Below are 12,720 nucleotides of genomic sequence, written 5' to 3'. Positions count from 1 at the left end.
AACTTGTCTCATTATGTATGTCGAAATTAATAACCAATTCATGTCACATTTAGTATTAAATTGGCTATTCTTAGTTAAAAATAAGGCACGCATGAAATGTACGTGCCTTATCTAATGTGAGGGCAGCTTTTCTCAGCCGCCTATTTATTATTCTTCAGTTGCTTCTTTCTTCTCAACAGGAGCGCCTTCTACGCTGTTTTCCAACAAGAAGTCGATAGTTTTGCGAAGAAGCAGTTCTTCACGAAGGCTGTCAAGGGAACCGTTAGCACCCAAGATGCTGCGGATTTCATCAGCAGGACGTTTGTATGTGTCAGCCATGTTTTCCAGCTCTTTGTTGATTTCCTCTTCAGATACTTCGAGTTTTTCTTCTTTCGCGATTTGCTCGAGCACGAGGTTGTTGCGAACGCGTTTTGCAGCATCGTCCTTCATTTGACCTTCCAGATCGGCATTCGTTTGGCCGGAGAAGCTAAGGAACATTTCCAGGTTCATACCTTGCTGGCGAAGACGGTTGTCGAAATCGCGCATCATGTTTTGAACTTCAGATTGAATCATAGCGTCAGGAATTTCAACTTCAGCGTTAGCTGCTGCTTTTTCAACGGCTTCGTTCTCACGAACGCCTTGTGCTTCTTGCTCTTTGCGAGTCAGCAGTTGTTTCTTCAGATCTTCCTTGTACTCATCAAGCGTATCGAATTCACTTACGTCTTTAGCGAATTCATCATCCAGCTCAGGAAGCTGCTTGCGTTTGATTTCGTGAACTTTCACTTTGAAGATAGCTTGTTTGTTAGCCAAATCTTCAGCATGGTAAGTTTCAGGGAATGTCACTTCCACGTCTTTGAAGTCTCCAGTAGCCATTCCGATGACTTGATCTTCAAAACCTGGAATGAACGTGTTGCTTCCAAGCTCAAGGGAATAACGCTCAGCTTGTCCACCTTCGAAAGGAACGCCGTCAACGGAACCGTCAAAATCAATCACAACGATATCGCCAGACTGGGAAGCACCTTCGTCGATTACTGTAAGCTCAGCATGACGTTGTTGCAGACGCTCAAGCTCTTCGCTCAGTTCCTCGTCAGAAACCTCAGCAGCTACTGCAGCAACTTCAACACCTTTGTATTCGCCAAGTTTAACTTCTGGTTTTACCGTTACTCTTGCTTTGAACTTAAAAGTTTCGCCTTTAGCGAATTGCTCGATGTCCACTTCTGGACGATCCACAGGGAAGATATCCGCTTGTTCTACAGCTTCGCTGTATACTTCTGGAAGAAGGATGTCGATTGCATCCTGGTACAAGCTCTCAACGCCAAAACGAGCTTCGAAGATCGAGCGAGGTACTTTACCTTTACGGAATCCAGGTACATTTGCTTTTTTGGCTACTTTATTAAAAGCTTTGTCGAGGGCGGATGCAACGCGCTCCGCATCAACCTCAACGTCAAGAACCCCAAGGTTCTTCTCTATTTTTTCCCAAGTTGCTTTCATTTATGCTTTCCCCTCCAAAATAATTCACGTGGTCGACGCAATAATGTATCACGTACCGAATAACCACTATAGTATAAACAACATTAAATTCTTTTTCAAGGGCGAACCCTTATGCTACGATACCGTAAACGTTTTCCAACTCTCGCTAATCTTCCACGCCCGCAGCAACAAATTGTTTAAGAGATCGGTAGGCTCCCTCATAGCGGAACCGCATGGTGTCCGTTATGCCGTAGAGCGGGCGGATTTCCTCCTCATTGCGAAACCCTTTCAGACTCTCCGACACAATGTCATGCAGAGCAGCCGCCCATATGTCAAGCGTGGATTCTTCTTCATCCAGCATGGAATGGTAATCTTCGGTGCCGTAAATCGCCATGATGAACTGAGACCATAATTCCTGTGCAAAATAAAATAGTGTCGGTTCATGAATCTCCGTCTGATCGGCCACACGCTCCAAAATTTTCGAAATGGCGTCCGGGAAACTTCCTGGGTCCAAGGGAACCGAATCGATCTCAATCTCGACGGCTTCCTGCCCGCGATGAAGGCTCACATTCCCTTCCATTCCTCTTCTCCGGAGCGTTTGCAGCACCCGAAATTGCAGCAGCGGATGAAGCGGCGTATCATGCAGCCACTCGACCAAAATAGCGTCGATCTCCGGACGGTCCAAATAAGCGAGCTGTTCCAGCGCCAAAATGGTCTGCTCTGTCAGCGGCCCGTTCATGACCGAAGCCAGCAGCTTGTCGGCATATCCGGCATCCTGAGCGACTTTGTCCCTAACCATCTGCCTTGCCATTTCCGCTTCGTCCGGATCATCCTCCTCGGGCTCTGCTTCGGAATCAACCGAACGGGGGACAGCCTGTTCCGGAAATGCGGCTTCAAGCCAGTCGAGGAGCGAATTCCACTCTTCATAATGCCGTTCATTCTGTCCTCCGCATTTCAGCAGAAAGCGCAGAACCTCCATCGCTTCACCGTAACGTTCATTCTCGAGCATAACCGTAAGCTGAATCTGGTAATAATCCAGCGTCTTCGGAAACAGGATGATGTTCTTGTCCTCTTGTTCTTGGGAGTAAGAGTCCTTGATAAGGGCACCTCCTTTCTAGTCCTGTTTTTCGTATTCGTTGATTATAGCATATGTACTGCCAAGTTTAAAAAAGGGCTGACATCCCTCGTACTTGGCCACATCCGGCAACGGGTGGACGACTATCTTTATATAGTCCAGCGTATATTTTATCAATATAACCCGATATGCTGCTCTCATAATCTTGCAGAACCAAAAAACTTTGCATCTTAAAATAATGATTGAATTTCTCCAGCGTATGTGATAATATATTTTTTGCTTGAAAAATTCCTATGTCCCAGTAGCTCAGCTGGATAGAGCAACGGCCTTCTAAGCCGTCGGTCAGGGGTTCGAATCCCTTCTGGGACGTAAAAAATGCACCGCCTCTTAGGGGCGGTGTTTTTGCGTCCACGGGGATGAGAACCCCTGGTAGGGGGGCGCCGGAGCCTATGCTTCGGAAGGATTGCTGCGCAGTCGGCCTGCAAAGGTCGCCTCCCTTCGGGGACGTAAAAAATGCACCGCCCTTCGGGGTGGTGTTTTTGCGTCCATGGGGATGAGAACCCCTGTGAGGGGTTCTCATCCGCATACGCTTCGGGAGACCACTTCGCAGTCGGCCTCTAAAGGTCGCATCTCTTCTGAGGTACAATGTGGCGCATGACCTCCATAGCAGCTTCCCAACATCGCGCACAGAACACAAACTCTATCGGACCGTAGGTACGTTATTTCAGAAAAAACGGCCTAATTTGGAATTTAGCGGACACCACAGCCGTTATTTAGCAAATTCACAGGCAAATTACCCTCTTTTGTCATAAATAACGGACTTCAGGTCCGTTACCATACCTGTACGGGAGTTTTTTCCTCAATTAACGGCTCCTGAGTCCGTTAAGGCAACGCAACACGACCGCACAACTCTCTACACCTCTACACCTGCTGCAGACAATCCTATACTACCGCCAAGCACTCCCCCCGCTCCGACTTCTTCACGAAAATAGAAGACAACGCTCTCGCTCGGAGAGGTTGCCCAGTGTACGACGTTCAGAAATACTTGCCTTCCATCGGGTATAGGTAAACCAATTCGTCCGGGCCGTCCTGCTTGGACCACAGTCGGGTAAGGCGCTCTTCATGCTCTTTACTGCGTCCGCTATACTCCGGCACGGCATGGCAATCCCGTTTGGTCACAAACCAGCGGTGAGATTCGCTCTTTCGGGATTCCTATAAAGTAGATATACGGGTCCTCGATCAGATCCAGCACCTGCTGCAGCGATTCTTCAGGTGATGCTCCAACCCGGCCGATACCCTCTTCTGATAGGAACGACAAGGATAGCGAAACGACAAGTTATTCGGAAAAACATCATTGACTCCTCAGCTTAGATTCCTCCAGTTGGCTGCTCCCCCACTTTTTCATCAGATTAGTTAAGGTATAACGACTATCGAAGTTCTTTCAAAGAAGATAGTGGCCGTCTGCCGCTACCGCGGCCGGCGCCGGGTTGGCGCCCCGCTTCCCACGAAAAAAACTCTGCGAGTTATCTCGCGGAGTTTTTGGCTGAGGATGTTATGCTTACGATTATCGATGGGCTCAGCTGCGCTGATCCATGACCTTACTGCAGCTCCATGTGAATAAGCGGGAATGGCTTCCCGGAGCCGTCCAGCTCGGAGCGGCCGATTTGCACGAATCCGTATTTTTTGTAAAAGGCATGGGCCTTGGGGTTCTGTTCATTCACATCGACTTGCAGCCTCCGCCCCTTCAGCTGTTCGGCATGCCGGATCAGATTCGTTCCCGTACCTTGGCCGTGATGGAGGGGATCCACGAAGAGCATTTCGATTTTGGAGCCATCCAGCCCTATAAATCCAACCGGCTCCTGTTCCGTATTTAAGCACACCCAGATCTCCACGGCTCTCAGAGCTCCGTTTTGCATCATGTCATAATAAAACCGGATGTCTTCCTCCGTCAGGAAATCGTGGGTTTGAGATACGGCACGATGCCACAGCTCCACCAACTGATCATGATACTCTTCTGCATAAGGTGCTATATGAAACGTCATTTTTCATCCACTCCCTTCCAAATTGTTCAGATCTCATAGAAATTCATGATATCGGTAAAATTGCTCTATACTATTATAAAGGAATCCGGTACATTAATCAGAGACTTTATCTTTGTCAGGAAGGAGAGATCAGCATTGCCATTATGGCTTGTATACGCATTGCTGTCGGCGGCCACGGCGGCACTTGTCGCTATTTTCGGAAAAATAGGCCTGCAAAACATCGATGCCAATTCAGCAACGGCCATTCGCTCTGTCATCATGGCACTGTTTCTGCTCGGGGTCGTGGGGGTTCAGGGCAAATTCTCGGAACTCGGTGACATTCTGGTTCAGAAGAAAGCATTAAGCTTCATTGTGCTCAGCGGCATTGCGGGGGCATTGTCCTGGCTGTTTTATTTTCTCGCACTCAAATACGGCAAAGTATCGCAGGTCGGACCTATCGATAAATTGAGCGTTGTCATCGCGGTCATTCTGGCCTTTGTCTTTCTTGGAGAAAAGATATCCTGGATTAACGCAGCCGGCGTTGCACTCATTGCTGTTGGCGCTCTTCTTGTTGCCGTCAAATAATGTTCTACATAAAACCGCTGCTCAGCGGCTTTTTGTCCGCTCCTTTATTGATAAAACCTATCAACATTATCACATTTATATATTTCTAATTATAAGGTGAACATGTCACAATGAGGATAATTCATGGGTGAAGGAGTGTTGTTATGTCAAAGCAAGTATGGAAAGCTTACGATTATGATCGGCAGTTATCGTTTGTCTCGGCTTATGGAAAAGGAGTGGCAGAACTTCTTGCGCCTCAACCCGGAGAAAGGATTCTTGATCTCGGCTGCGGAACCGGTGATTTGGCTTATGAAATCTCCGCTTCGGGTGCTCATGTAACCGGCATGGATGATTCGGCCGAGATGATGGAGCGCGCCAAAAGCAAATATCCTGAATTGACGTTTATGACCGGAGACGGACAGAACTTCGAAACCGAAACGCCGTATGATGCTGTCTTCTCGAATGCCGCCCTACACTGGATGAAGGATGCTGCTGGTGTGGTACGCTCCGTCTATGGCGCACTCAAGCCCGGTGGTCGATTCGTCGCAGAGTTTGGAGGCAAGGGGAATATCGACGGAATTTACCAAGCCTTGAAAACAGTGTTCGCCGATCATTATGGAATTGATGCCGACAGCCGGAATCCGTGGTATTTTCCCAGCTTGGGCCAGTATGCGACCTTGCTTGAATCCCAAGGGTTCCGCGTGCATATCGCCCATCACTTTGACCGTCCTACGAAGCTGCCTGAGGGCAAGGATGGCGTGAAGTATTGGCTGCTGCATTTTGGCGATCGTTTCTTCACTGGATTCTCGGCTGATGAGAAGGACGAAGCCATTGCCCGCATCAGCCAAGCTGCCCAAGCGACACTCTGGCATGAGGATGCGTTTTATGGAGATTACAGGCGCCTGCGTGTCTTTGCAGAGAAGGTTTAGTCATTTTAGGGTTGATTTTCTAAATAGAATGGTTAATAATATGAAAAACTTGAACATGTGATTTTCGTTGATTGGGAGAGTAACTGCACTTGACTTTAGTCCAAGCGAGCCGGGAGGGTGGAAACCGGTACAAAGTCGGCCGTGAAGCGGACCCAGGAGATGGTCTTCCGAAGTGAAATACTGTAGGAAGCCCCGGCTTACACCGTTATCGTATAAAGGTGGTTAAACCCTTCGGTTTAACAACAAGAGTGGTACCGCGAGCACAAGTCCTCGTCTCTTTAAGAGATGAGGGCTTTTTTGATTTTTCTGACGTGTTTTTTTCAAAAAGGGGGATTTAATTTGTTAAGTCATTTGATTACTTCAAGCCTTCAACAAGCTGTAAACCAGGTGTGTGAAGCTTTGGGCTCCAAACTGCCGGATTCCACTCCAATCCGCATTGAGCAGCCTGCCAGCATGGAGCATGGGGACTATGCCACCAATATTGCGATGCAGCTTGCGAAGCTGCTTCGTAAGGCTCCGCTGCACATTGCCGAGCTGATTCAAGCCGAGCTTGAGCAGGACGCGTCGTACAAACAACTGGTCTATTCCACGGAGATTGTAGCCCCAGGCTTTATGAATCTGCGTATCGATTGGGAATATTGGGCCGGGCACCACTTTGAACTGCCTCCGGCAGCTAACGAGAAGATTGTCATTGAGCACACTTCCATTAATCCGAACAAATCCGCCCATATCGGCCATCTAAGAAACTCCTGTATCGGAGATACGCTGGTCAGGTTGATGAGGAAGCTTGGTTACGAGGTAGAGGTTCATAATTATATCGACGACCTTGGCAATCAACTGGCAGATACGGTGGTTGGGATGCTCCACACGCCGCTATCGAAGGAACATGCCCGGTTCGGCGATTACTGCTGGGACGTGTACTCAAGTACCAATAAAGCCTATGAAAGGGAGCCTGGGCTGGTTCAGCATCGGACTGAGGTTCTGCACGCACTGGAAGAGGGCAACCAGAATTTATCCTGGATCGGACTGCTCGTTGCCGAGAGAATCGTCAAAGAGCATCTTGAAGAAATGAAGCAGTTCGGCATTGACTATGATCTGCTTGTGTGGGAGAGCAGCATTGTCAGAGAGGGATTTTGGTCGTCCGCTTTCGAACTGTTGAAGAATACGCCGCTCTTCCATCAGGAAACCGAGGGTAAACTTGCAGGCTGCTGGGTGCTCAAGCAAACAGGAACGGAAGCCGTGGACGATCCGGAGTCAGACCACAGTATGGATAAAGTGCTCGTCCGCTCCAATGGCATTCTGACTTACACGGCCAAAGACATCGCCTACCACTTGTGGAAATACGGTGTGCTCTCCAATGATTTTGTATACAAAAAATTCACGGATGAGGTGTGGACGACGAGTACCCATGGCGAGCAGCTCTCTTTCGGCAAAGCAGACATGGTCATCAACGTCATCGATTACAGACAGCAGTACCCGCAGGCGATGGTGAAGCAGGCACTGGAAAGCTTGGGATTCCATAAAGAGGCCGACAAGCTCCGTCATGTCAGCTACGGTGTTGTTTCGTTAAGCCCTTCTGCGGCTGCGGACCTCGGAATCGATACTACCGATGGGAAAGCGTCCTATGCGATGTCCGGACGTCAGGGAATCGGAATTAAAATCACCGAGCTTATCCACCAAGTAGCCAAGGTCATCGAAGATACCCGTTCCGATAAAAACGGTTTGTCCAGTCATACGATCGCAGCCGCCTCCATCCGTTACTACCTGCTTCGCTTTGCACTGCAAACCGAGGTGGTGTTCGATCTGAAGCAGGCCACTGAAATATCAGGAAATACGGGGGTATACCTGCTCTATTCCTACGCGCGTGCACTCAGCGTGCTCAATAAAGCTCAAGAAGCCGGTGTTGCGCCGTCTGTGCCTGCTCGGTTCCCTGCTATGGAAAAAGCGGAGCATGCTCTGCTTCGCCATATCAGTACCTGGCATGATACCCTATACGCCGCCGGGCGGGATCTATCCCCAAGCGCCATCTGCAACTTTACTTATGAGCTGTGCTCTTTGTTCAACAATTTTTATTCGGCATGCCCTATTCTAAAATCGGCGGATGAAGTGCTCCAATTCCGTGTATGGCTCACTTCCTTATTCAAGAACATCCTTGGCGAAGCGCTGGAAGTGCTGGGACTGCCCACGCCAAGCCGGATGTAAATCTCCCTCTGAAGAAATTAACGAATCATGCTGTATTTAAAAAAAGCCACCGTACTAGTCTTGTTGAACAAGTACGGTGGCTATCTTATATATTATTGCAATCCTCTGACGGTCAGTCTGACCTGGACACCATCTGCAGTTGGCTCTTCCTGCAGGGTCCAGTTGACAGCCAGCGCTTCCTTCAAGCGTGCGACTTGCTCCTCCTGGAACTTCAGCCCTTCAATAATGCCTTCACCTACACTAAAATCGGATTCCGAGCTGATGCAAAAGGCTTCCTCCAGCCAGATTTTCAACCCGTTGCGGGTGTTAAACGTAATTTTGTATCCCTCGCTAACGGCCTTCTCCAAATCTTCCCCATGCTCTCCGGCATAAGAGAACAGTTCCTCGTAGTGAAAATGACCATTGTTCGCGACTTGGAATCTTTCTACCTTGCCAGAGCGCACAGCCTCCAGCAGTTGGGAGGAAGTCAGCCCCGATTTTCTGGCATGCTCCAATAAAATGGCGGTATTTTGTGATATTTTAGTAAGCTGCATGCTCGATGCCTCCTCAATATGGTTCGTAAAATACTTTTTCTTCTATTATAAGGCGAAACCGCTAGGATGTCAGACACTTCTCAAAACATACGCTATATTCGCTCCCGATGTATTCACCAATTGGTTCAATCTGGGCATACCCCAGCTTCTTATAAAAATGAACGGCTTCCTTCTGCGGCTCGCCTGTTTCCAAGCGCGAGTCAGGCCGACTGCGAAGTGCCCTCCTGAAGCTTATGCGCAGGCGAACCACTACCAGGGGTTCTCATCCTCATGGACGTTCTTGTCCCAGTCGGGATACGGCCTTCGGCCGACTGCGATGTAATCCTTACGAAGCTTAACCTCCGACGAACCCCATTTGTGGAGTTCATCACCCCTCTGGAATACGTAAAGAAGCTGCCAATCATGGCAGCTTCTTTCTTTTACGTCCCAGAAGGGATTCGAACCCCTGACCGACGGCTTAGAAGGCCGTTGCTCTATCCAGCTGAGCTACTGGGACATATATGTATGAAAATCTTTTAAACAGTAACGAAGTATATTATATCGCATCTTTTGTATTTTTCAAAGAACTTTTTTTCGGAATGGTTCAGAACCGAATCAGGAGCGGGCTTACTGGGTAATATGTATATCATGAAAATGACTTCAGGAGCGTGATATCATGAGACAGCTTTTATCCTCTTTATCGTATTTCAGCATCTTCTTTGCCCCCTTCCTCCTTCCTCTCCTCGTATGGATTTTCTCCCCGGACGCCTATGTTTCCAAGCACGCCCGTCGCGCCCTGTTCTCGCACGTATTTCCCGTCATAGCAGCGATACCGCTGATTTACATGGCCGTTACCTCAGGGTCCTTCGGTTCCATCATTGGATACCTTATCCTCTTCGGCATCCTCTACTTCGGGGCTTTTGTTTATAACGTGATCATGGGCATTCAAGTGCTGAGGGAGTATGCTTATTGAGCATCTTATCCTAAAAGGACCATGCGGTTAACCGTATGGTCTTTCTTGTGTTATTTTGTTGTAATCAGTCCATTTTCTCATTGCCGTCTTCACTTCACAGCCCAGCGTGGATGCCACAAAAACGGTAGCGGCACCATTGTGGTGCCTTTCACCATCCGTGGTGCCGAATCCATACAAAAAGAGATCTGCCCATAGTGCCGGACAGATCTCTTCATTCTTCAAGGCACTAGAAATATTGGGGTCCTTCACTGAGCCTATGATTCAGCTGCTCATATAGCTGGCCTGTAGAAAGCAGCTGCTGCTTGAATGCATCCCGGTCTTCCTCCGCGGTGGATTGAACCGTGTTCTCGAACGCTTCGTCCGTGGCATCAACAAATGCATCATGCATGCTGTTGTCGAACCAATCCACCTCCATGCTGGCGTTGCTGCGCACGATTTTCACCAGCTCATAGCCTCCCAGCGGGGAAGATGGCGTCAGATAAGCCAGCAATGCACTTTCTCCTTCCGCTGCTGGATAGACCTCAACCTCAGCGCAAGGGGCGCCATTTACTTCCGTAATCCGGCGAATTTTTGCATCTCTGATTGCATACATCATACATTCTCCTTCATCAAGATGTGCAGGGACTGCACGATCCTTATTGTTTTCATGTCAAATCGGAGAGCAATCGGAGCTCTTCCATTTGCTGGCGTGTGGCCGGTGTTCCTAATTCGTAGATGGTCCGGTACACCTTGTCCAGGGAGGATTGAAACAAGGCATTGGAGTTTTGTTGCGGTGTGTCCGGCCAAGGAAACAAGTACCCTGTCATTTCTTCGTCCTTCTCCTGCATCATGTCCAGCTCAATCCGAACTTGATCCGCCTCTTCCGGCGTTGCTTCGATCTCCCATTCATAAGCGCTCGCTCCCTGTTCGGTCAACACAGAGCGGCTCTGGACGGAAACGTAGTAGGTCGACTTATTCATGGACGCATCTCTCCTTCTCTTTGATATTCGTCCTCTTTCTTAGTTTTCGTAAAAGGACAGACATTTTATGCCTTCCTTCGGCATATATCTGTATCACTTTGGCGACGTAGGATTAAAAAGATGGGACAGCGTATGACAAAGACAAAGAGAGGATGAACCGTCATGTGCGGAATAACCGGTTTTATACAATGGAGCGGCGATTTGACGCAGGATTCGCAGCTGCTGGTAAAAATGACAGAAAGTTTGGCTCACCGCGGACCTGACGGATCCGGCACTTGGATTTCCAACCCGTGCGCATTCGGTCACCGAAGACTCAGCGTGATCGACCCCGAAAATGGCGCTCAGCCGATGATCATTCATCAGGAAGAGGAAGTCTATGCCATTGTATATAACGGGGAATTATATAACGCTGCGGAGCTTAAAAACGAATTGGTACGACGTGGTCATCGTTTCAATACCAAATGCGACACGGAAGTTTTGTTAGTATCCTATATCGAATGGGGCCCCGATTGTCTGGAACGCCTCAATGGAATATTTGCATTCGCGATTTGGGACAGCGTGCGGGAACAGGTATTTTTGGCTCGGGACCGGGTGGGGGTAAAACCCCTGTTCTACAGCTACATTGACGGAACGCTTGTATTCGGATCGGAACCAAAAGCATTGCTTCAGCATCCGAAGGTGGAGCCTGTGGTCGGGGCAGAGGGGCTTGCTGAAGTATTTATTATCGGTCCGGCCCGAACCCCGGGACACGGTGTCTACAAGGATATTGCAGAGCTTCGTCCTGGTATGGCCATGATCTTTAACCGGGAAGGATTGCGCAAATATACTTACTGGAAACTGGAAAGCAAGCCCCATGAAGATGATGTGAATCAGACGGCAAGCTTCTTGCGCGATCTGCTGCGCGACACCGTTGAACGTCAGCTGGTATCCGATGTACCAGTCTGCTCGCTGTTATCCGGCGGGCTCGATTCCAGCGCGCTTTCGTCGCTGGCCGTCGATTACTACAAGCGGACGGGCCAAGGACAAGTGCACACCTACTCCGTCGATTATGTGGACAACAACAAACATTTTAAATCCCATTCCTTCCAGCCGGGTGCGGATGCGCCATGGATTAAACGGATGCACGAGGAGCTCAGCACAAACCACCATTGGATCGAATTCGACACCCCCGAACTGGTCGAAGCGCTAGATGTCACTACGCAGAAGCGGGACCTCCCGGGAATGGCTGACGTGGACGCCTCCTTGCTCCTCTTCTGCCGTGAGATTAAAAAAGGCGCAACCGTCGCCATATCCGGTGAAGCCGCTGATGAAATATTCGGCGGTTACCCTTGGTTTCACCGGGAAGAAATGCTGAATTCCGGTACTTTCCCATGGTCTGTTGCCCCAGATATGAGAGCCGGGCTGTTGTCTGCCGAGATCCGGGACTGGATCAAGCCGCTGGATTACCTCGGAGACCGCTATACCGATGCGGTAGCCGAAGTGCCGAAGCTGGCCGGGGAGACCGGGCAGCAGGCCAAAATGCGGGTCATGTCCTATCTCAATATCACCCGTTTCATGCCAACGCTCCTCGATCGTAAAGACCGGATGAGCATGGGCGTTGGACTGGAGGTCCGCGTACCTTACACAGATCATCGACTGATCGACTATGTGTGGAACATTCCTTGGAGCATCAAAACGACAGGCGATCGTGAAAAAGGCATTCTGCGCAAAGCCCTTGAAGGTGTGCTTCCGGAAGATGTCCTGTACCGCAAAAAAAGCCCATATCCCAAAACTCACAATCCGAACTATCTGGCAGCCGTCAAAGCGCAGGTGCTGTCCATTCTGGACGATCCTTCTTCGCCGCTGCTTCCGCTCGTCGATACGGCACGAATCCGGGAGCTGGCTTCTTCGCCGGATGCGTCCTCCAATCTCCCTTGGTTCGGTCAATTGATGTCCGGTCCGCAGCTGTTCGCCTACCTGGCCCAGGTGCATTACTGGCTCAAAGAGTATAACGTATCCATACGTTAAGTCCTTATTGTTCTAAAAAATCAAAGAAA

At 49.3% G+C, this 12,720-nt stretch carries 11 protein-coding genes, 2 tRNA genes and 1 other annotated feature; of the genes, 6 read left to right on the top strand and 7 right to left on the bottom strand.

Annotated elements, in window-relative coordinates:
* Positions 1 to 147: 147 nt before the first annotated feature.
* Complete coding sequence (tig, locus tag MKY48_RS07955) at positions 148 to 1,470, bottom strand: trigger factor (protein ID WP_076323106.1); 1,323 nt, start codon at positions 1,468 to 1,470, stop codon at positions 148 to 150.
* Between the two features lie 145 nt (positions 1,471 to 1,615).
* Positions 1,616 to 2,458, bottom strand: coding sequence for a hypothetical protein (locus MKY48_RS07950; protein ID WP_339292658.1), 843 nt, complete (start codon positions 2,456 to 2,458; stop codon positions 1,616 to 1,618).
* 361 nt (positions 2,459 to 2,819) lie between these two features.
* Between MKY48_RS07950 and MKY48_RS07945 the strand changes: the two genes are divergently transcribed.
* Positions 2,820 to 2,893, top strand: a tRNA-Arg gene (locus tag MKY48_RS07945).
* Between the two features lie 1,229 nt (positions 2,894 to 4,122).
* Here the strand turns inward: MKY48_RS07945 and MKY48_RS07940 are convergent.
* On the bottom strand, positions 4,123 to 4,566 hold the full coding sequence (locus MKY48_RS07940) for an acetyltransferase (RefSeq protein ID WP_339271549.1): 444 nt from the start codon (positions 4,564 to 4,566) through the stop codon (positions 4,123 to 4,125).
* A gap of 135 nt (positions 4,567 to 4,701) precedes the next feature.
* Here MKY48_RS07940 and MKY48_RS07935 point away from each other — a divergent pair, with 135 nt between their 5' ends.
* The 3 genes from MKY48_RS07935 to argS all read left to right on the top strand — a co-directional run bounded on the left by MKY48_RS07935 (position 4,702) and on the right by argS (position 8,240).
* Positions 4,702 to 5,130 carry an EamA family transporter gene (locus MKY48_RS07935; protein ID WP_076323103.1) on the top strand — a complete coding sequence of 143 codons (429 nt, stop codon included), beginning with the start codon at positions 4,702 to 4,704 and terminating at the stop codon, positions 5,128 to 5,130.
* A gap of 143 nt (positions 5,131 to 5,273) precedes the next feature.
* Positions 5,274 to 6,038 carry a class I SAM-dependent methyltransferase gene (locus MKY48_RS07930; protein WP_076323102.1) on the top strand — a complete coding sequence of 255 codons (765 nt, stop codon included), beginning with the start codon at positions 5,274 to 5,276 and terminating at the stop codon, positions 6,036 to 6,038.
* 58 nt (positions 6,039 to 6,096) lie between these two features.
* Positions 6,097 to 6,319 (top strand) — a binding site (T-box leader).
* A 58-nt stretch (positions 6,320 to 6,377) separates the two neighbouring features.
* Positions 6,378 to 8,240 carry an arginine--tRNA ligase gene (argS, locus tag MKY48_RS07925; RefSeq protein ID WP_339271546.1) on the top strand — a complete coding sequence of 621 codons (1,863 nt, stop codon included), beginning with the start codon at positions 6,378 to 6,380 and terminating at the stop codon, positions 8,238 to 8,240.
* Positions 8,241 to 8,332: 92 nt separating this feature from the next.
* On the opposite strand, the gene MKY48_RS07920 is transcribed toward argS, so the two are convergent.
* Positions 8,333 to 8,773, bottom strand: coding sequence for a hypothetical protein (locus MKY48_RS07920; protein WP_339271544.1), 441 nt, complete (start codon positions 8,771 to 8,773; stop codon positions 8,333 to 8,335).
* A gap of 422 nt (positions 8,774 to 9,195) precedes the next feature.
* A tRNA-Arg gene (locus MKY48_RS07915) sits at positions 9,196 to 9,269 on the bottom strand.
* Between the two features lie 159 nt (positions 9,270 to 9,428).
* On the opposite strand from MKY48_RS07915, the gene MKY48_RS07910 reads away from it, so the two are divergent.
* Entirely contained in the window at positions 9,429 to 9,725 is a 297-nt protein-coding gene (locus tag MKY48_RS07910; protein ID WP_339271543.1) for a DUF4870 domain-containing protein, read from the top strand.
* 226 nt (positions 9,726 to 9,951) lie between these two features.
* Here the strand turns inward: MKY48_RS07910 and MKY48_RS07905 are convergent, their stop codons facing one another.
* Both MKY48_RS07905 and MKY48_RS07900 read right to left on the bottom strand, forming a co-directional pair.
* Entirely contained in the window at positions 9,952 to 10,317 is a 366-nt protein-coding gene (locus MKY48_RS07905) for a hypothetical protein (RefSeq protein ID WP_339271541.1), read from the bottom strand.
* Between the two features lie 52 nt (positions 10,318 to 10,369).
* Complete coding sequence (locus MKY48_RS07900) at positions 10,370 to 10,684, bottom strand: hypothetical protein (RefSeq protein WP_100540785.1); 315 nt, start codon at positions 10,682 to 10,684, stop codon at positions 10,370 to 10,372.
* A gap of 162 nt (positions 10,685 to 10,846) precedes the next feature.
* Between MKY48_RS07900 and asnB the strand changes: the two genes are divergently transcribed.
* Positions 10,847 to 12,691 (top strand): asparagine synthase (glutamine-hydrolyzing), encoded by a 1,845-nt coding sequence (gene asnB, locus MKY48_RS07895; protein ID WP_339271539.1) that lies wholly within the window; start codon positions 10,847 to 10,849, stop codon positions 12,689 to 12,691.
* Positions 12,692 to 12,720: the final 29 nt, after the last annotated feature.

The sequence above is a fragment of the Paenibacillus sp. FSL W8-0187 genome (genome assembly GCF_037969755.1).
Classification (GTDB): Bacteria; Bacillota; Bacilli; order Paenibacillales; family Paenibacillaceae; genus Paenibacillus_AQ.
The sequence above is the reverse complement of the archived record's forward strand: the minus strand, read 5'-3'. Positions and strand labels throughout refer to the sequence as shown.

Coding starts and splice junctions, on each gene's coding strand:
- MKY48_RS07900 (WP_100540785.1), bottom strand. CDS start 10,684: ATGAATAAGTCGACCTACTACGTTTCCGTCCAGAGCCGCTCTGTGTTG.
- MKY48_RS07905 (WP_339271541.1), bottom strand. CDS start 10,317: ATGTATGCAATCAGAGATGCAAAAATTCGCCGGATTACGGAAGTAAAT.
- tig (WP_076323106.1), bottom strand. CDS start 1,470: ATGAAAGCAACTTGGGAAAAAATAGAGAAGAACCTTGGGGTTCTTGAC.
- MKY48_RS07940 (WP_339271549.1), bottom strand. CDS start 4,566: ATGACGTTTCATATAGCACCTTATGCAGAAGAGTATCATGATCAGTTG.
- MKY48_RS07930 (WP_076323102.1), top strand. CDS start 5,274: ATGTCAAAGCAAGTATGGAAAGCTTACGATTATGATCGGCAGTTATCG.
- MKY48_RS07910 (WP_339271543.1), top strand. CDS start 9,429: ATGAGACAGCTTTTATCCTCTTTATCGTATTTCAGCATCTTCTTTGCC.
- MKY48_RS07920 (WP_339271544.1), bottom strand. CDS start 8,773: ATGCAGCTTACTAAAATATCACAAAATACCGCCATTTTATTGGAGCAT.
- asnB (WP_339271539.1), top strand. CDS start 10,847: ATGTGCGGAATAACCGGTTTTATACAATGGAGCGGCGATTTGACGCAG.
- MKY48_RS07950 (WP_339292658.1), bottom strand. CDS start 2,458: ATGCTCGAGAATGAACGTTACGGTGAAGCGATGGAGGTTCTGCGCTTT.